7 protein-coding genes and 1 tRNA gene are annotated in these 21,841 nt (G+C 38.4%); 5 read left to right on the top strand and 3 right to left on the bottom strand.

From position 1 onward, the window contains the following. Positions 1 to 7: 7 nt before the first annotated feature. From AACP56_RS06730 to AACP56_RS06710, 5 genes are all read left to right on the top strand, one after another. Complete coding sequence (locus AACP56_RS06730) at positions 8 to 2,098, top strand: PorP/SprF family type IX secretion system membrane protein (RefSeq protein WP_339336135.1); 2,091 nt, start codon at positions 8 to 10, stop codon at positions 2,096 to 2,098. Beyond that, on the top strand, positions 2,099 to 16,564 hold the full coding sequence (locus AACP56_RS06725; protein ID WP_339336137.1) for a T9SS type B sorting domain-containing protein: 14,466 nt from the start codon (positions 2,099 to 2,101) through the stop codon (positions 16,562 to 16,564). Between the two features lie 25 nt (positions 16,565 to 16,589). Further along, positions 16,590 to 17,537 carry a PorP/SprF family type IX secretion system membrane protein gene (locus AACP56_RS06720; protein WP_339336139.1) on the top strand — a complete coding sequence of 316 codons (948 nt, stop codon included), beginning with the start codon at positions 16,590 to 16,592 and terminating at the stop codon, positions 17,535 to 17,537. Between the two features lie 38 nt (positions 17,538 to 17,575). Beyond that, a complete protein-coding gene (gene folB, locus AACP56_RS06715; protein ID WP_339336141.1) occupies positions 17,576 to 17,932 on the top strand; it encodes a dihydroneopterin aldolase in 357 nt (118 codons plus the stop codon). Between the two features lie 55 nt (positions 17,933 to 17,987). After that, positions 17,988 to 18,058: transfer RNA gene (locus tag AACP56_RS06710), tRNA-Cys, on the top strand. A gap of 18 nt (positions 18,059 to 18,076) precedes the next feature. Here AACP56_RS06710 and AACP56_RS06705 read toward each other — a convergent pair. The 3 genes from AACP56_RS06705 to rnr are packed head-to-tail and all read right to left on the bottom strand — an operon-like array spanning position 18,077 to position 21,685. Continuing rightward, complete coding sequence (locus AACP56_RS06705) at positions 18,077 to 18,748, bottom strand: LysE family translocator (protein WP_339339878.1); 672 nt, start codon at positions 18,746 to 18,748, stop codon at positions 18,077 to 18,079. 9 nt (positions 18,749 to 18,757) lie between these two features. Beyond that, on the bottom strand, positions 18,758 to 19,441 hold the full coding sequence (locus AACP56_RS06700) for a head GIN domain-containing protein (protein WP_339336145.1): 684 nt from the start codon (positions 19,439 to 19,441) through the stop codon (positions 18,758 to 18,760). Positions 19,442 to 19,495: 54 nt separating this feature from the next. Beyond that, positions 19,496 to 21,685, bottom strand: coding sequence for a ribonuclease R (rnr, locus tag AACP56_RS06695; protein WP_339336147.1), 2,190 nt, complete (start codon positions 21,683 to 21,685; stop codon positions 19,496 to 19,498). Between the last annotated feature and the right edge of the window lie 156 nt (positions 21,686 to 21,841).

Raw genomic sequence — 21,841 nt, 5'->3', positions numbered from 1 at the left:
CCTCGTCATGAGAAAGATTCAACAACTTAGTATTCTCTTATTTGCACTATTGTGCTCGGGTCTTTACGCTCAAGAGGAAAATCCCTTTTTGAGCTACGAAGCTCCTTCGCAGAACTTGATAAAGTTCAATAGGTTTTTAATTAACCCAACATTTTCAACAGTTAGGGAAGACAAGTCGTACATTAATCTTTTTCATAGAAACCAATCGGTATCTTTTGATGACAACAACCAGACCTATTACCTAAGTTATAGTGGTAGGATAGGGGATAGAAGTGGTTTGGGATTAAGTCTTTACACGCAACGTGAAGGGCTCTTCAACAACCTTGGACTATTGGCCAATTACGCCTACGGTATTAAGTTAAGCGAAAAGAGCAACTTTACCTTTGGAGCTAATTTCTCTTATTATACCAGTGGATTTAATCAAGATAGAGCGAACACGTTAGACCCTAACGATCCAATATTGAACAGCTTGGATGATAGTTCTTTAATATCGTTCCAGCCAGGTTTTAATATCTCATATGGGCAATTTGATTTTGGTCTTTTTGCAGAAAATCTATTTGATTACAATTTAAAAACCAGCGAGTCCAATACCGAGTTTAATGAAAAGACATACTCCGGACACTTGCAATATACCCATCAGTTTAAAAATGGAAAGGGAATATTTGAAAGTGGCAGATTAATGCCTTTGGCAAGAGTTAAAAGAGTGGGGGAAGAGGGCTATACTTTAGGTGGAAACCTCATTCTAGACCTTCCAAAGTTAGGTTGGTTACAAGCTGGCTATGATGATTTTTATGGTGCCGCTGCCGGAATCGGTTTTAACCTTAGCAAGCATATTTCTCTAGGATATACTATTGAAAAAGCTGTCAATAACAATCTACAAAATTTTGGTGCTACCCATGAGATTTCCTTGGCATACTCTTTTACTCCAAACTTGACAGAAGACAGGGTAATGCTTGAAAAAGACAATGAAGACTTAGTGGTTAATGACGAAGACCAAGAGGTTGAAGAGATTTCACTTACGGAAAAAGACGCGCTAATTGCAGATTTACAACAGAAATTGGCTGAAAATGATGCCATTTTAGATGAGTTATTGCTTCGCCAAGATTCTATAGAAAAAGGAAGGCAAGCTGATTTAGAGCGTAGGTTCAATATGGTGATGCGTATGGTGCAACGTGAGACCAACAACAATCCAAACCTAAAAGAAAAGGCTCGAAAAGCTTATTTTGAAGATTCGGATAGTATTGGGATTGCCAACAACTATAAACCCAACGATCCAGTATCAAATCAGGGTATTACCAGTACTGCATCAACTAAAAGAGTCATTTCCTTAAAAAATAATACCAAGAAATCTTTAGTGGCCAATAATGAGACAAAACCCAACAATACTGTTAAGGACAAAATATATATGCCCAAAACTGTAAAACCATCCAAAAAAATCAACTCCGGTTTAAAGGCATTTAATATTCCTGCCGTGGAAAGTGGTTATTATATAGTGGCCAACGTTTACAATGGCAAAAAATACATGAGCCGTTTTATGGAGGATTTAGAGTCTCAAGGTATAGATGCAGACTATATTGAAAACCCTAAAAACGGTAGAAAGTATGTCTACTTAAAAAAGTTCAGTAGTAAGCAAGAAGCTATGAACGCATATGCTTCTAAAATGGACGGAGCCTACACTAATGATATGTGGGTAATGAAGGTAAAAGGAACCGACAACTCTTACGATCGTGATATTGCAAGCAACAACGACTCCAGCTATGGTTCCAATACGTTGCAAAAAAATATCGTTAAAAATAATGGTCAAAACCCAAGCGGGGTTTCAGCTAAAACATACCGTTTAAATGGTATTGGAAGCGGATACTACATCATCGCAAATGTTTTTGCCAACACATCCAACGCAAACCGATTTGTAAAACAATTAAACGCTCAAGGCTTAAATGCCAGCTACTTTGTAAATCCTGAGAACAATTACAAGTATGTCTATTTGAAAAAGCACGAAACATGGAATAATGCACTTATTTCTTATTACACCAAACTAAACAGCGCTTATGATGACAAAATGTGGATCATGCGCGTAAAACCAAATTCTCTCTCATAGATGAAAAACTCTATTTTCCGTTATTCCATTTTGTTTGGGATAGCACTGTTCTCATTTGCACAATCACTTGCACAAGAGGTTCCGTTTTCAGCCAGACTTGTTGAAGGCGGTAACAACTATATCAATATTAAAGGGGAATACACGTTCTTGTCCAATAGTGTCATGAACCGTGTTTTCTCCAATGGTTCTGGTGTTAACACGCCATATAATGGCAATGGCAGTAATAACAGTTTGCACGTAGAATATGTAGATATAGATTCTGATCCTACTACATTTAGTTCGAGCAGCTCAACACTTACTGTGCCTGATTGTTCCCGCATATATTGGGCCGGTCTATATTGGGCCGGTAATTATGATGCAGAGCGGAGTAACGAGTCTGGTGATTTTAATAATAATTTTACGGTAGACCCGACTAGATTTGACACCTTTAATGAAATTAAATTACAGGTCCCAGGGGGCACTTATGTGGACATTATCGCAGATACCGCAGCAGACCCTGTTGGAGAAGAGGATGACATTATCATTGATGGTTTTGGTAACACGCCAAACGACCCATACGTATGTTTTAAAAATGTAACCAATCAACTTCAAGCGCTTGCTGATCCAAATGGAGAGTATTTTGTGGCAAATGTTAGAGGCACTAGAGGTTCCACAAACCATGGAGCAGCTGGTTGGACTTTAGTGGTTATCTATGAAAACCCAACATTGCCGGGTAAATATATTTCCGTTTATGATGGATATGAGGGGATTACGACACAATCAGGAAATAGCACAGCAGACATTACGGTCTCTGGTTTTAATACAATTCCTGTGGGGCCGGTAAATGCCAGAATTGGTGTTAGTGCCTTGGAAGGGGAAACTTCTCTTTCTGGTGACACTTTTGGTATTATTTCCAACAGTAGCTCCACTTTTACCGACATTTCAAATGCTGCAAACCCAAATAACAACTTCTTTAATTCAACCATTACCAATGATGGAGTAAACGTCACAACAAGAAACATTAATAGTACCAACGCAATTGGTTTTGATTCGGATGTTTTTGATTTAAACAACCCAAGCAATAGTATTATTGACAATGGTGATACTAGTGCTACGCTTAGGTTGGGAACAAGTGGAGACTGGTTTGCTTCCTTTCTGGTAACATTTTCAGTGGAAATTATAGAACCAACCATTGTATTGGAAAAAAAGGTTGAGGATATCGCTGGTAATGATATTACCGGTGCAGGCGTAAACCTTGGTCAATACCTTGATTATGTCTTATCATTTGTAAATACTGGTAATGACGATGCTGCCAATTATACTATAAGGGATGTGCTACCTATAAATGTTACGTTGGATGAAACGAACATTACCATGCCCACAGATGTTACATATACTTATAATGAGGCCACGAGAGAAGTTATTTTTAGTGTCCCAAACAATTTAGTTGAGGAAAATGACCCAGTATCCGAAATTCGTATGCGTGTTCAGGTTGCTGAAAACTGTTTTGACTTTATTGATGCGTGTACAGATCAAATTCAGAACCTTGCATATTCTACATATGAAGGTGTAATTAATGATAATCAAATTTCCGATGACCCTAGTGTATCGGACTTTGATGATTGCGGATTTGTTACTCCTGGTGCCACAAACTTCTTGCTTGACGATTTAGAAAACTGTGATTTCAGTAGAACCGTCCAGCTTTGTGGTGACAATGTATTGCTAGATGCTGGTGACGGATTTGATGATTACGTGTGGTATATAGATGAAAATGGTGATGGAGAAATTGATGCTGGAGACACCGTGATTCCTGGTGAGAATACAGATACACTTCTGGTAACAGAAATAGGGACTTATATCGTGGATAAAATTATTGCTGATCCATGTAAAGGTTTTCAAGAAATTATCACGGTAACCCAGTTTGGGGTAACACAAACCAACCCAATAATAGGTCTTATAAACGACACCTCAAATACCGTTGAGGGTGAAATTGTGGTTTGTCCCAATGATGGGGAAGAATTGCCAGAAATATTCCTTTGTGGTCTTAATGATACCGAATTGATTCAAATTAATATCCCTGATGCGCAGAGCATTGAATGGGAACAATTGGATGAAGCTAGCTGTACAGCAGCAACTGAGGATTGTGCCAATAAAAACAACACTTGTACTTGGAGCAATGTGGGTAACGGAGGTGATTTTACGGCTTCCGATGCTGGTCAATATCGTGTGGTTATAAATTATTTAAACGGTTGTTTTACTCGTTTTTACTTTAACATCTTCAAAAACCCTTTAGACCCACAATTCAATAGTAGTGATATAATATGTAATACTCCAGGAAATATTACCGTTACCAATGTGCCTGTAGACTATGAGTTTCAATTGGTCGATGCTACAAATGATAATACATTGGTTCCTTACAGTGCCAATAACGGACCAAGTTTTGATATTGCTACAAATGGGGCTTATCGTGTTGAAATGCGCCAACAAGGGGTGACGGATGGTTGTGTTTTTATACTTGATAATATTGGGATTATTGACAGGGATTTTCAAGTTGACGTTGTCACAAGAGATACCGACTGTAATGGCTTGGGAGAAATTTCAATCTCAGTACTAAACGTAGAAGCTCAATATTACTATGAAATATCGCAAGGTGGCACTGCAGTGGATACCTTTGGTCCTTCTAATGACAACAATTACACTTTTGAAAATCTAAATGACGGTGTTTATGATGTATTGGTTACAACGGATGATGGCTGTAATTATACAGAACAAGTTACCATAAATGACCTTTCAGATTTAGACCTAACCGCAAGGGTTTCTCAACATATAACTTGTCGAGAGGGCAATATACAAATGGATTCTTCAGGAGGAAGAACACCACACACCTATGCCATTTGGTCTTATGTAGATGAAAGTGGCACAACAGTAACTTCATATCCAGATGTAAGTGATATACCTGCCAGTGAATACCAAACTAGTGTCATCTTTGATATTTTTAATCCAGGGGATTATACTTTTGTTGTAGTAGACCGTAACAATTGTCATACATTTTCAAATACAGTAACAATTTTCTTTGAAGCTTCCGTAGAATATACAACCGCCTCAACAGACGAAACTTGTTTTGGGGATGAAGACGGTACCATATCCTTTAATGTTACTGACCGTAATGGCTATCAAGTAGAATTCTTTTTAATAGATGAAAATGGGGTTGAAATTGCCAATAACACATCTGGCACTTTTACCAATCTTCCACAAGGAGATTATCAAGTAAGAGTAAATCAACGCAAAGGAAGTGCTTCTTGTGATTTCTTTGAAGATTATACTATAGCTGGTCCCGTAGATGCAGTTGCGGGAACTGCAACAATAACACAAGACTACACATGTGCCCAAGATGCCACTATCACAGTGCAAACTGCAACTGGTGGAACGGCGCCTTATGAGTATAGTATTGATGGAATAAATTTTGATGGGACAGCGGGAGCTGATGTATTTCCCAATCTAACAGACGGCACTTACAACATCCATATACGTGATGCCAATGATTGTATGTTCATAACTCCAGACATTGTTATTGCTCCTTTAAATCCACCAACTGATTTAACCTTTACGGCTACAAACCCAGTTTGTCCTACTTTAGTCTCTGATGTGACTGCTACTGTAGTGGACGGCAATGCTCCATTTGTGTTTGAGATTATTGCTCCTTCGGCAATTGCAGCCACAACGACAACTGGTGCTTCAGCAGATTTTGACGGTCTTTCTCCAGACACCTATACCTTCAGGGTTACCGATGCTAAAAATTGTGTCTATGAAGAAAGCTTTACTATAACGCCTGTTTCTCCAATCACGGTGGTTGGACAATTAGTAAGCAATATTACTTGTTTTGATGATACTGATGGTGAAGCTCGATTTACCGTTGCAAACTTTAATACTTCTTATGATTATTCCGTTACGGGACCTTCCAATTTTTCAGGAACAAACGAAACCAACGGAACAATAGATTTGACAAATTTGGATGATGGAACATACACCATCACCGTTACCGATAATGATACCAATTGTACGGCTACCACTGATGTAACTATTAATGCTCCTCCAGCAGCAATTTCAATTACTGCAAGCGAAACTCAGCCAACATGTACTACTACTGGTAGTGCTCAAGTTACCGCAACCGACGGATGGGGAGGCTATACTTATGTTCTTAACAACCCAGATACCACCCCTGTAGCAACTAACTCAAGTGGTACTTTCAACAACTTAACTCAATATGGGGTTTATAATGGTACCGTAACTGATGTCAATGGATGTGTGGAACCATTCTCATTTGAACTGTTTGAGGCGTTCCCACCCGTTTTATCGGTTACGCCTAATGATTTTTGCTATGATGGCGCTGTAGGGTTAACATTGACCGCAACGGTGACATCAGGTGGTGATGGCAACTTTGAATATAGCTTAAACAATGGCCCTTTTGATACTCCAAATGTTTTTACTGGACTTGGGCCTGGAACGTATCGCGTAGATGTTCGCGATGGTAATAATTGTACAGCTTTTGTAGACAATATCATTATTAATCCTGAATTGTCTGTTACTGCTACTGCACCAAATATAACAGCTTGTGCTACGGATACAGATATTGATATCACAGCAGCTGGCGGTGACGGTAATTATGTATATGCAGTTGTCGGCGATGGTGTAACTCCGAATGCCGGAGATTTTGCAACCACTAATCCTGTTACAGTTACAGGAGCTGGTGATTACGACGTTTATGTTCGGGACAATGCAGGAAATACAGGGTATTGTGAGGCTTCTTTTGACATCGAAATTTTTCAAGATGCCCCTTTGGCAATTTCAATATCTAATACTGATATTTTGTGCAGTGGTTCTTCAACATCAACCATAACAATTGCTGCTTCAGGTGGTGAAGCGCCATATAGATATAGTATCGATAATGGTACAACTTACCAGACAACAAATACGTTTGTAAACCAAGGTGCTGGCAGCTATAATATTAGGGTAAGAGATGCCAACAATTGTGATGTTACACAGACATATACGATAACTGAGCCGTTTACACTTTCTGCCTCTGCGGCTGTTACAGCTCTAGTGGAATGTAATCCAACAGATGGTGCCGAAGTACGAATCACTAACGCACAAGGGGGGACTGCACCTTACGAGTATAGTTTTGATGGTGGAACAACATACGGCACTAGTGCCATTGGATTTTTATTGGAAGGAACGCACGCCTTGTACATAAGGGATGACAACGATTGTACTTTTGAAATGACCGTTACTGTTGACCCTCAACCAACACCTCCTACCTTAGCGGCTTCAGTTGATTATGAATGTGATGGTGAAGGAACAATTACGGTTACCCCAAGTAGTACTGACTTTGATTATACTTATTCCATTTCTGTTAACGGCGGTGCTCTAACACCTAACACACCCAACACTTCTAATGTCTTTAGTGATGTAGTGGTTGGGAACCATACTATTAGTGTAGATTACATAAGCAATTCTGCTCCAGTAAGAAGCACGTTACTATTGGAAGACTTTGGAACTGGTCCAAATATACCTCTTCCTGAAATTGATACAGATTACTATTGCTATGACCCTCAAGATGGTACAGCTTCGCCCTGTAGTCCTCTAGATGGTCGTACTACAAATAGCGCAAACTCAAGAATTAACGATTTAGAATATAGTGTAACCAGTACAATTGTAGCTCCTTTTGGAGCATGGGTAAGCCCGATAGATAATTCTGGAGATCCCAATGGAAGATACTTGGCCATTAATGTGGGTAACCCTGGTGTAAACACTGTGGTATACACTAAAGAAGATATTGAAATTATTCCGAACAGGGATGTTGAAATTTCTTTAGATGTAATTAACCTAGTAAGTAACGGTAGGGGACTTATTGAACCCAATATCTTGATTGAACTGGTTGACCCAGCTGGTATTGTAATTGCAAATGCGACTACCGGTCCGATTTCAGAAAATTTTGGTCCTAATGATTGGAGAAATTTTGTGATTCCACCACTAGACCCTGGTGCAAATACCACAATAGATATTGTTATTAGGACTATCGGTACCGGTAATAATGGAAATGATGTTGCCATTGATAATATCCAAGCGTTCCAAACTCCTGAGCAATGTGCTGGCACAGTTACCATTGATGTAAATGTTGAGGATGGTCGTGCTTTTGGTGCAGATATCACTGCATTCTCCAATATTAGTTGTAACGCAGGTACAGATGGCACAATTTCTTTTGAGGTAGAAAACTTTGATACTGATTTTCAATATCAAGTAAATGGTGGTGGTTTCTCTGCTCCTCAAAGCACAAGTACAGTTGACCTTACTGGCTTGCCATTTGTTGGTCCTTCTGGAGAGTATGTTATTGATGTAAGAACTACAGATAATTTAGGAAACACTTGTTCTGTCCAATTAACTCAAATAATTACACAGCCAACAGCTGTAGTGGCTTCTGCTTCTTTAACTACTGCTGTTACTTGTAATGATGATGCCATTATAACCGCTTCTGCTTCTGGCGGAACACCAAACTATGAATATCAGTTAGAGCTCAATGATGGTGGTCTTGCAGAAGCTTCATATAATATCATATCTATTGAAAGGCCTTTTCAAAATGCAGTAACATTTACAGGAGTTCCTGAAAATGCCCCTGGAGAGTCATATGTTATTCGCATAAGGGATGCTAATGGCTGTATCGATGTTATAGACAATGCAATTGTAGTAGATGGGCCAGAACTTGTAACGTTTGATGCTGTGCCTACAGCTTGTTATAGCGGTAGTAATAATGGAACCATTGAAGTAACTGTTACCAACGGAAACGGCGGATATCAGTTCCAAATTAATGGAGGTCCATGGTTGGCCCCAACAGTTGCGGGCCCACCTGATTATATCTTTGATAACCTGGGTGCTGGAACTTATAACATCAACGTTAGAGATAGTTTTGGTTGTGAAGGAACAGCCGTGCCTATAACAATAAACCCTCAACTAAATGCATCTGCAACTTTACAAAATGACCTAACCTGTATTGCTGATGCAACAATTGAGGTCAATGCAACTGGAGGTTCTGGAGTGTACACTTATGGGTGGGGTACTTCAGCAACAGGGCCATGGAACAACACACAATTTACAGGGAATGTATTTACTACAAATACGGCAGGTGATTTCTACTTTAGGGTAACGGACAATACCACACCAACTAACTGTTTTGATATTGTTGGACCAATAACTGTGACACCTGCTCCAGATCCAATCATAGCATCGGTAACTCCTACAGATGTTCTTTGTAATGGTGATAGCACTGGAAGTCTTGATGTCGTAATAGACACATCGGTAGGTATTCCACCATACGTAATTGATGTGATAGAAATAAACGGCCCCACAAATTATGGAACTCAAACCACAGGATTGTCTGCTGGAGATTACGAAGTAACCATTACTGATGCTAATGGGTGTGTCTCCAACCCATTCCCTGTGACCATCAACCAACCAGACGCAATAACATATGATATTGACTTACAGCCAATAACTTGTGATTCAAGTACGGGCACAAACCCTGGCTCAATAACTGTAGAAAATGTTGCGGGCGGTACGGCTGAATACACTTATTACCTAACTGGAAATAATGGCTATTCAGATTCTTATTTAACCACTTCTGGAGGTGAGGATTATACTTTTACGATACTTGAATTCGGAATTTATGAGGTTGATGTTGTTGATGCCAATGGATGTTCCGTTGTTACTACAAATATTATAGCTTCCCCACCTGATGATTTGGATATTGATGTTTCTGCTGCAACTGCAAGTTGTGCCAGTGGAGGAACTGCTGAAGTTACGGTAACTACGGCTATATTGGGAACAGACTATGAATTTGGTATTTTGGACACGTTTGCCGTTCCATATGCTTCAACTTACTTTCCACCAGATACTGCGGGCGGACCAACACATACGTTTACGGGTTTAACTCCCGGTATAACGTATACCTTTGTCGTACACGATAGAACTACAGACTGCTACTATTTTGAAGAAGCTGCTGCGCCAATAAATTCACCATCTAATATGACAGCAGTATTAGATGCCGTTAACAATGTTACGTGTACTGGCTCAGATAATGGTAATGTTACATTCACAATTGAAGACTACGATGTTGGAGCTACACATGTAGATTATGAGATATTCAATGCTCAGTCCAATGGAAGCATCACGCCAACCGCAATAACTGGTAGTGTGGCGGTAAACCCACCGACTGGACCCCAAACGGTGCCTAACGTTGGTCCTTTGGCCCCGGGTATTTATTATATCCTTTTAACTGAAAGAAATGGAGCTTTTGATGGTTGTTCTATTAGTACTGTAGATTTTACTATAGATGAATCTACTAACCTATTAAGTGTTACGGCAGATTCTCCAACAAATGATAATTGTAATGTGAATGCTGGAGTAATTACTGCAGTAGGTCAATTTGGAACAGCTCCTTATGAGTACCAATATTTATTGGATACCGATCCTACTCCTGCAGTTTCCCATACTCCGCCAACAGCTGCCTCGGCAGGCTGGACAAGTAGTACTACCGCAAATGTTGAGTCAGGTGATTATAGGGTATATATCAAAGATGCTAATGACTGTATACAATTTGATGATGTAACAGTTCTATTGGATCCATCACCTGAAATTTCTTTGTCTATTGTGGATGAATGTGTGGAAGAAGGTATGTTCCAGGTAACAATTACATTAGATCAAGCGGGTGTTACAACTACGACTCCGCCATCACCTCCTGCAGAAACATATTTAATAAGCATTAATGGTGGTGGCTTTCAAACCGTTACTTTTACTGGCGGTCAGCACACACTATCTAATTTAAGCTCTGGTTTAGGACAAACTATTGCCATACAAGACTTAAATGGTTGTGGGGAAACAGAAAATTTGAATATACAGGTTCCACTTGAATTTACTGTTATACAAACTGTTGCCCTTGATTGTGAGCCTGGAGTATCAGCAAATGCAGAAATAGAAATAAACGTAACCTCTGGATCTGGAAACTACGAGTATGTAATAGACGGGCCAGGTTCTGTTGATGTAGCTAGAACTGCATTGCCTTCTAATCCTTTCACATGGACAGGTGCTAGTGCTGCAGGTCCTTACGCGGTAACTGTTTTTGATTTAGGCACTACACCGCCAAATTGTTTCGAGACAGTTACTATTGATATCCCAGATGCTATTCTCCCTGATTTTTCAGAAAGTAATATTGACGTTACTTGTAATGGTGGCGCCGATGGAAGTATTACACTTACTCAAGTGGACAAGGGTATTAATCCGTTGACCTATACCCTGACGCCAATGCCAGTGGGTGCGGTGCTCAATGGAAATACTTTCGAGAATTTACCAGCTGGGTTTTATGATGTTAGGGGAACAGGAACAAATAGCTGCTTTACAGATATTTTCAATATTGAAATTTCAGAGCCTACTGTAATCAATGTTCCAGCTCCTACGGTTGTTGAATTCGGATGTACATCGGGCAATAACCCAGATAACGCAACTATTACTGTTTCTGGTATGACAGGTGGGTCTGATACATTTGTTCGCTATCGTTTCTTTACAACTGACGATCCATTGACCGCAGCCATTGAGCCTGACGTGGAAGTGCAGAACAATACGAATAATAGTTATACAGAAACCGATTTTAATGGTGGTTTTTATGGAGTAGAAGTTTTTGATGATAGAGGTTGTGTGGGCAGTACAACTGCAAGAATTCTCCCTTTTGACGAGCTACAATCTGCATCAATCCATATAGATGATGCCATTTCTTGTACAAATGGCGGCGAAGATATTAGAATAGACGCGACCAGCTCTATTACTAACTTCGGGGCCAACCCGGCAAACTATCAATTTAGAGAACTGCCAAGTGGAACTTTTGCAGCAACCAATACATTTACGGATTTAGCCGTAGGAACACATAATTTCGAAGTCCGCAATGTGGCTACTGGTTGTATAATACCTATTTCCCATGTTGTTGTTGAACCTAATACTTTTACAATAGATGTTGTAAAACTTAGGGATGTTCAATGTTACGGTACGGAAACTGGAGAAATAACCTTAGAACTTATTGATGCTACTTATACCGATGGCTTCAGCTGGACCATTTATAATACCAATGGTACTGCTGACAGGTTGGATGACACAGTTTATACTGGTGCAGATGGTACTGGAAATATAACCACTACTGGGCCAACTGGAACTTTAAATTTAGAGGCAGGAAGTTATCTGGTGGAAATTGTTCAAGATGCTTTCCCAGAATGTACCAATATTGAAGCGTTTACAATCGCTGGGCCATCAGCTGCAATTACAGGAGATACAGAAGTAACCCAAATCACATGTGCTACTGATCCTGCGTTTAATGATGGTGCCATTGAAGTGATAGATGTAGTCGGTGGATGGGGTGATTACCAATATTATGTGAGCACTACGCCAAACCCAGATGAGTTTGATGTGTCTAACTATGTTGCTACCCCTAGGTTTGAAAACCTAATCGCTGGCACTTACGAAATTTGGGTGATGGATCAATTTGGTTGTCCCGAACAACTGCCAAATGTAATTTTGAGCAATCCTACGCCTATAGTAGCGGACCTTCAAATAAATAATTATAACTGTACTAACCTTCAAGGTGAGATAGAGGTTGTGGGTATTCCCGCGATTAACCCAGTTAGTGGTGGCCAAGGAAGCAATTATACATATCAACTGGTGAGAAATGGTACAAATGTAGGTTCTCCTCAGAACACAACTATATTCTCAGGTCTTGGTGCTGGTTCTTACGAAGTTTATATCCTAGATCAGTGGGGATGTGATACAACGGTTGGCCCAGTCGTGTTGACAGATGCAATCACAGCCACTACAACAGTTGTAAAGCCTATTGATTGTACAGTAGATCCTGGAGGCCATATAACAATTAATGTTAGTGGCGGTTCTACAAACTTGGATTTTACGGTTACATATCCAGATTTAACAACAACGGTTTCTCAGAACAATGGCGTGTTTACAAACCTTACTCAACCTGGAGAATACGTATTTGTTGTTACGGATTTAGATACGGCAACGCCTTGTACTTACACTGTACGCCAAACCTTAGATGATAAGGTTGATCCTGTGCTTTTAGACGCTACAATAGAAAACGTAAGTTGTTTTGGTGGTGCCGATGGTAGTATTGCTGCGGTTCTAGATGCTACTACAGCAACTAATCCGGATTATACCTATGAACTATACAGGACTTCTGATTTGGTTACTCCGTTAAGAACGGCACAGGCAAGTCCGTTATTTGAAAACTTAGATGCTGATTCTTATCAAGTCCGCGTGATATCAAGCAGGGGTTGTGAGGATACAAAAGTAGAAATAGTTACACAGCCAACACAGTTGTTGATTGATGCTACAGCTTCAATCTTTACTTGCGCAGTTGATAACACCGTTAATACCTCAACAATCACAGTGGCTATTCTAGACGGTGCTACCACCCCTGGAACGCCTTCTGGAACATCGCCATATTTATACAGTATTGATAATGTGAATTTCCAGACATCAAATACTTTCGAAATTATTGATGATGGAACAGATCAAACTATCACAGTTTATGTTACCGATGGGGAAAGTTGTCCAGCTACGGATACAGTTACCATAACTGCTTTAAATACTTTTACGGCGGCCGTTACTGAGAATATTGACATAAGTTGTGCCAACCCAGAAGAAGTAACCATTGCGGTTACCGAAACTGGAGCCCCAGGCGATGTATACACTTTTGAGTTATTGCCGATTCCGAATGCTAATGGAGTGATGACTTCGAACACAAATACTACGGCAATTTTTGAATTGTCCGCAGTTGGAAGTTATACGTTCCGTGTCACCAATACAACCACGGGTTGTTATGTAGATACTGCGCCTTATGAAATTGCGCCTTATGATGTGATAGATGTGATTGCTACAGCAACAACGCCTGTATCATGTTTTGGTACTGCTACCGGTGCATTGGAGATAAATATTGTTGGATATACGGGTAACTATGATTATCAAGTCTTTGATAGTTCAAATAATCCGTTTGGAGGAGTTGTTAGCACAGACACTAGTATCAACCCAAGATCAATTACTAATGTTCCTGGTGGAAATTACTATGTAAGAGTAACTGAAACCGATGTTCCTTTGTGTATAGAAGACTCTAATACTATCACTATTGTTTCGCCAGCTGCTCCGCTCGATACTTCGGTGTCCATTGAAGCGCCAGCAACTTGTGATAATAATCAAGGAGAAATCTTGGTCGTGCCATCTGGAGGATATGCTCCTTATGACATCACATTAACAAATACTACAACCGGACAAGTTTACGTAGAAACTGATGTAAATAGTTTTGCCTTTACTGGTCTTTCGGCTGGTAGTTTTACCATTGAGGTTTCTGATAGTGGTACTGTTCCTTGTATTGATAACGAGACTGAGACTATTGTACCTGCTATCCCTATTATAGCAGATATAACGGCCACGCCGACCACTTTGGTTTGTTATGGTGATACCAATGCTATAGTAACGGCAATTAATGTTTTGAACGGATCAGGGGAATATCAATATCAATTAAACGAATATGATGTTACCGGTACAACAATAGCTTTTACAAGTGGTTCTCAGGCTAACCCAGCTTTCGAAAATCTTGGTGCCGGAATTTACAGTATTACTGTTTCTGATGGCTGGAACTGTGATGTGGAAACTGTTCAAGTGACCATTTCTGAACCGACAGATGTAATGGCCTCTTTAATACAGTTGACCCAGATGACTTGTACTAACGATGCAGAAATTCAGTTATCTGCTTCTGGCGGAACTGGTCCGTATGAATACAGCGTAGACGGCAGCACATATACTGCAATGTCAAGCGGTAATTCACACACTTTTAGTGTTACTGATGGGGTATATCAATATTATGTAAGGGATTCTTTTGGCTGTGAGGCAATGATATCAAACCAAGTAACTGTTGACCCTGTTCCTCCATTAACCATTACGATAGATGACAGTGCGGCATTTATTAACTGTACTGGTGAAGCATCTGCAACTATAATTGCAAATGTTACTGGTGGTTTAGGAAATTACAGCTACGAATTATATGCGGATGCAGGGCTTACCAATTTAGTTACTGGTCCACAAACCAGTAATACATTCAGTGGTTTAGTTGCAGGAAGCTATTATGTTAGGGTAACAAGCCAAGATTGTGAAGCCACGTCAACAGAAACCTTAATTGTTGATCCTGCTCCACTACAAATTGATATAGAAGAGTTCACAGATGTAACTTGTTCTGGTCTTGACGATGGTACAATTACTGTCGAGGTTTCTGGTGGAACTGGAGAAATCCTTTATGCCATTACCCCTAACCTAAATCAGTTTGACGATGTTAATACATTTGACGGTTTAGAGCCAGGTGTTTATGATGTGGTAGCACAGGATAGAAATGGTTGTTTTATTCCATTCCAATTCACTATTAATGAGCCTCAGCCGCTTGATTTGACTACAGTATCTGTAATGAATGAGATTTGTGAAGGAGATGCCGATGGTTCTATTGAAGTTGCAATATCTGGTGGTACAGCACCATATAGCACTGCATTTAACTCCAATGCAGATGCCGATTTTGTGCAAGACCAAACTTTGTTTACAGATTTGGCAGCTGGAACTTATGTGATTTTTGTAAGAGACGCTCAGGGTTGTGAAGAAAACATTATTGTTGAAATCGAGTCTGGAGTAAATCTAAATGCTGTGATAACACCCGTTTACGAATGTTCCGGTGATACTCCTGATAATCGAATTGATGTTGCTTTAGAAGATCCATCCGTGAGTGTAGATGTTCTTTATGGATTAGATTCCAATCCAATGCAATTGGCTCCAGATTTTACAAACATGGCTCCTGGAATACACACTTTGACCATTGCGCATGCAAATGGGTGTATCAACACCATAGATTTTGAAATTTTAGGTTTTGAGCCTTTAACATTAACATTGGAGCAAAACAATATTAATGAAATCACAGCCGTTGCTAGTGGCGGGCTTGAAGTATATACTTTCTATTTTGACGATGTGGATAATGGAGAGGACAACACCTATATCATAAATAGAACGGATACGTACACAGTTCGTGTTGTCGATCAAAACGGTTGTGAAATGGTGGCTCAAATTGAAATGGAATTCATTGATATAGAGATTCCTAATTTCTTTACTCCAGATGGTGACGGCGTTCGAGATGGGTGGGTGCCAGACAATTTAGAGGCGTTCCCTAACATACTAACTATCATCTTTGATCGTTATGGTAGAGAGCTCTATAGGATGAAATTGAACGATGCTCCTTGGGAGGGTGTTTATCAAGGCCATGATTTACCAACAGGTGACTATTGGTACGTGATAAAACTTCAAGGAGAGAATGATGACCGAGAATTTGTCGGCCACTTTACCTTGTACAGATAGATGATGATGTGTTAACCTATAAGCCATGAAAAAGACCCAAATCTTAGTATTATTATTGCTGTTAACGTTCAGCACAAAAGCCCAGGAGCTAACCATTCCACAGCTTTCACAATATATTGCGGACAATCCCTTTTTAATGTCTCCCACTTACGCGGGTGTTGGAGACCATATTAAGATTAGGTTGAACGGTCTTACCCAATGGGTTGGAATAGAAAATGCGCCTGATACGCAAACCCTTGCTGCTGATGCCAGAATAGGAAATAGGTCTGGGTTGGGTATGTTAATGTACAATGATAGTAACGGTAATACAAGACAGCGCGGAGCCAGGGTTTCCTTCGCTCACCATTTAACATTAGATCGCTATGATGATGAGTTTTTATCACTAGGTATTTCATATAATTTCAACCAATTCCGAATTGATGTGGAAAACTTTAGGGATGAAAATGGTCAAATCCCGACAGATGATAAATCCACAGTTAACCATAATTTTGATATTGGGGTTCTTTATCGTTTGGATAAATTTTATTTGAGTGTGAACGCTTCTAACATCTTACCTAAAGATTTAGAAACCTTTAACCCAACATTTGAGCCAAACACCTTAAGAAACTACTATGCCTACACGGGATATAGTTTTTCTAAAAACAAAAACAGTAAAATTGAAGTGGAGCCTTCCATCTTTTTTCAATGGTTTGAAAGTGATGGGCGTTCGGTAACGGATTTAAACACTAAAGTACGTTTTCATGATTATGAAGACTACTATTACTTGGGTTTAACCTATCGTTTTTTGAATGACCAAGTTGGTACACCATTATATGTTGCGCCTATTGCAGGTTTTAAAAAGAGCAACTTCTATTTTGGTTATTCTTACCAGGTAATAACCAATGAGCTTTTAGGCTATAGTTCTGGAACTCATGTTGTAACTGTGGGAATGGACTTATTCCAGGGAATTAGTAATTGTCGTTGTACCTACTAAACTAATATTCACTTAAATTTGCCCTTCTATTTACTACAATGGGCAAAATAAAATTAAACAATATTAGAGTCCATGCTTGGCATGGATGCTTAAAAGAAGAAAGTATCATAGGTAGTGATTATCGTGTTGATTTAGAAGTATCAGCAGATTTATCAAAACCTTCGATGTCCGATAGTTTAAGTGATACGGTTGATTACGTACATTTAAACAACATTGTTAAGGAGGAAATGGCAATAAAGTCTAAACTCCTTGAACATGTGGCCAAACGAATCTTAAACCGTATTTTCTCAGAAATTGAAGCTATAAAAAACGCTGAGGTTTCTGTATCTAAAATAAACCCTCCCATTGGTGGGGATGTGGAAAGTGTTTCGGTGGTTATTAGCTCTAAGAAGTAGTGGTTTTCCTTTTTGGAAACCTTAAAATAACATGGTACATTTGCTCCGTTATAACGGCATCGTGGCCGAGTGGCTAGGCACAGCTCTGCAAAAGCTTGTACAGCGGTTCGAATCCGCTCGATGCCTCAAAAAAACCCAGTAAAATTACTGGGTTTTTTGTTCTTGTATTCGTTCTATTCCATCGTGGATGTTAAACTGTTCTTTTGGCAAAAACCCTTTAATTATCAATACTAATCCACATATGGTGAGTACCGCCCCAAGGCCTTTTTTTATTAGCTTAATCCTGTCTTGGGTTAATTTTTTGCGAAGCTGTTTTGCTAAAAGTATTTTACATATATCCGTTATAAAATAGGCGGCCAGCATTGTCCCGAAAAAGACAAAAATTCTATTCGGCTGGTTATCCAAACTTGGTCCAACAATAATCAAAACTCCTAACCAAAATACCAATACGCCTATATTAATGAAGTTTAGTAAAAAACCTTTTACAAATAAGTTTAGATAGGTCGCTTTTGAGCTTTTTGTTTTTTCCTCTTTTGGAGGTTTTTTAACAAAAATTACAATGCCATAAACCAATAAAATCATCCCCCCAAAAACATAAAGGCCGGGTTGGTTGCTCAGATTTTCCAATAATTGAAAACTACTGAAGTACGCTATAAAAAGAAAGAGTATGTCCGCTAATATAACTCCAATATCCAGTACTAAGCCTGCCCTAAATCCTTTGGTTGCACTAGTTTCCAACAAAACAAAAAATACAGGCCCTATCATAAAGCTTAGTAAAAAACCTAAGGGAATCGCTGCCTGTATATCTTCAATCATTCTATATCGTTATTCTATTCTTTCTATAGTTCCTCCAAACACTGTTTTTTCGTCCATCTTTTCGGGGTCTCCGTAAACTTTGACTTTACCCCCTCCTTTAACGTCCGCTTTCACATATTTGGTTGCATAAATAGAGGCATTACCGCCTGCACTGACAGATATAGTGGTAAACTTTGATTTAAATGTTTTTCCATCGTAGGTTCCTCCGGTATTTATACTTATGTCCTGATTGTCTGTAAATCCTGTAGTAATAATATCTCCACCTGTTACTGCTTTTACCAATAATTGTTCCGTTTGACAGTTGAGATTAATTTCTCCTCCTTCCTGAGCCTTTAATTCTAATACATCTTGGGCAAAAACATCTTCTGAAGTTATAAGTGCATCTTCATTAACATCAATGATTAATAACTCTTCAGTATGGTATAAATCAACAAAAGTTCTAAAACCACTGAATATTTTATCAATCTCCATTCTAATTTTTAAAGTTCCATTATTATTGACAATGGCAACTTTGTTTGTGTTTGTTCCAGTTATTACCGCTTCATTCTTATCTGATTTTATAAGTCTGATGGAAATACCATCAAAACCCTTTAACTCTTTAAATGGTTTAAGTTCTTGGGTAATCTTTTCCTCTTGTGCATAGGTAAGCATAACAAAAGCAAAAAAGGCTATTATAAGTTTAGATGTTTTCATTTTTGTTCTTGATTGATATTCAATAACATAAACAAATTTAATTCCAAAAAAGTATTATTCTTTCTTACCGATTAACGAAAAATCCAAATGTCTTTTAACCAAGTCTGTATTTTTTACCATAACAAATACTTCGTCCCCTAATTGATACATTTTCTTAGACCTTTCACCAACTATCGCAAATTGCTTTTCATCAAATATGTAATAATCATCTTTGATGTCTCTAATTCTTACCATTCCCTCACATTTATTCTCAATAATCTCTGCATAGATACCCCACTCCGTAACACCAGAAATAACACCAAGAAATTCTTTATCGCTGTGGTCTTGCATAAACTTAATCTGCATATACTTGATAGAATCCCTTTCTGCACTTGAAGCTAAAATTTCCATATCTGAAGAATGCTTACATTTTTCTTCATAAACAGTTTCTTTTGCAGATTTACCACCATCCAAATAGTGTTGTAGCAATCTATGCACCATTACATCCGGATATCTTCGTATAGGTGACGTGAAATGACTGTAATAATCAAAAGCAAGACCGTAATGTCCAATATTATCGGTAGTGTAAATTGCTTTGCTCATACTCCTAATAGTCAATGTATCTACCAAATTCTGTTCTTTCTTACCTTTTACATCTTGTAACAACTTATTTAGAGAGTTGCTAATACTTCTTTTATCTTTAAGGTTAACACTATGTCCAAATCTAGAGATAACACCATTAAGAGCCATTAATTTATCTTCATTTGGCTCGTCATGGATTCTATAAACAAATGTTTTCTTTGGTTGTTGCTTACCAATATACTCCGCTACTTTCCTGTTTGCCAAGAGCATAAATTCTTCAATAAGTTTATTGGCATCCTTAGCTTCTTTAAAATAAACACTCTCTGGTTCGTTTTTTTTATTAAGATTAAAGCGAACCTCAATTTTATCAAAAGAAATAGCTCCTGATTCCATTCTTTTGGAGCGCATAATTTTAGCTAGTTTATCAAAAGTTAAAACAGCTTCAACTACTTCATTAGAAACTTGGTACGCATCTTTACGTATTGATATGTTTTTTGGGATTGTATTTTCTGAAGTTTCAATTATGTGCTGTGCCTCTTCATAGGCAAAACGCTCATTGGAATTTATTACCGTTCTTCCAAACCACTGATTTTTTAAAATGGCATTTTTGTCCAGTTCAAAAATTGCTGAGAAGGTATATTTCTCTTCGTTAGGTCTTAAGGAACATGCATTATTAGATAAAACTTCCGGGAGCATTGGTACAACTCTATCAACTAAATAAACAGATGTTGCTCTATTATAAGCTTCTTCTTCTAGAATAGTGTCTGGTAAAACATAATGGGATACATCTGCAATATGAACTCCAATTTCAAAATTTCCGTTTTCCAATTTTTCAAAAGACAACGCATCATCAAAATCTTTAGCATCTTTTGGGTCAATCGTAAACGTAAGTACGTCGCGCATATCCCTTCTCTTCGCTATTTCTTCAGGTTTAATCCTAGTATCTAAAGTTTGCGCGTATTTTTCTACTTCATAAGGAAATTCATAGGGCAATCCGTACTCTGCTAAAATGGAATGGATTTCTGTATTATGTTCTCCAGGTTTTCCTAAAACCTCCACGATTTTACCATACGGAGAATCTGTATTATCTGGCCATTCACCTAACGCAACCAATACCTTGTCACCATCATCGGCTTTATTAATATTTTCTAAAGGGACAAAAATATCTGTATACATTTTTGGATCTGTTGGTCTAACAAAAGCAAAGGTTTTTTGTTTGTCCACAATCCCAACATAAGTATGCTTTTTTCTTTCTAAAACTGAAGCTATTTCACCCTCTTGTCGTTTTCCACTACTCTTTCTTTTTAAGAAAACCTCCACAGTATCTCCATGTAAAGCTTTATTCAATTTATGTTTTGGAATAAATATATCATCTTCCATCTCATCAACTAAAATGTAAGCATTTCCACTAGTAGTCAAATCAACAGTACCCTGTATGAGTGATTGTAAAGAAGGTTTCTTCTGATATTTGCCTCGTTCAACTTCAATAATCCTTTCTTTTACTTTTAGCTGTCCGAGTCTTTTGATTAAATAATTTCTTCCTTGGGTATCTTCTATATGAAGTTTTGCAGCAATTTGCTTGTAATTAAAACTTTTAGAGGGTTCTTTTTCTAGTATTGTAAAAATGCCTTTTGTTATCTCGTTCTTTCTCTGGCTTTTTGCTCTCTTATTCTTTTTAGACATTCAGTTTATTTATTTTTTGAAAATTACAAATTATAATTCGTCAATCTCTGGTAATAAGTATACATAAATAAGCCAAATACAATTTTATCAACATTATATATAATTACATTTCCTTTTTTTTAAAATTTAAATAGAAAAATGATTGTTATGATTGTC

Source organism: Croceitalea sp. MTPC6 (assembly GCF_036985525.1).
Taxonomy (GTDB): Bacteria; Bacteroidota; Bacteroidia; order Flavobacteriales; family Flavobacteriaceae; genus Croceitalea.
This window is presented reverse-complemented; position numbering and strand designations above follow the sequence as displayed.

Coding starts and splice junctions, on each gene's coding strand:
- AACP56_RS06725 (WP_339336137.1), top strand. CDS start 2,099: ATGAAAAACTCTATTTTCCGTTATTCCATTTTGTTTGGGATAGCACTG.
- folB (WP_339336141.1), top strand. CDS start 17,576: ATGGGCAAAATAAAATTAAACAATATTAGAGTCCATGCTTGGCATGGA.
- AACP56_RS06730 (WP_339336135.1), top strand. CDS start 8: ATGAGAAAGATTCAACAACTTAGTATTCTCTTATTTGCACTATTGTGC.
- AACP56_RS06720 (WP_339336139.1), top strand. CDS start 16,590: ATGAAAAAGACCCAAATCTTAGTATTATTATTGCTGTTAACGTTCAGC.
- rnr (WP_339336147.1), bottom strand. CDS start 21,685: ATGTCTAAAAAGAATAAGAGAGCAAAAAGCCAGAGAAAGAACGAGATA.
- AACP56_RS06700 (WP_339336145.1), bottom strand. CDS start 19,441: ATGAAAACATCTAAACTTATAATAGCCTTTTTTGCTTTTGTTATGCTT.
- AACP56_RS06705 (WP_339339878.1), bottom strand. CDS start 18,748: ATGATTGAAGATATACAGGCAGCGATTCCCTTAGGTTTTTTACTAAGC.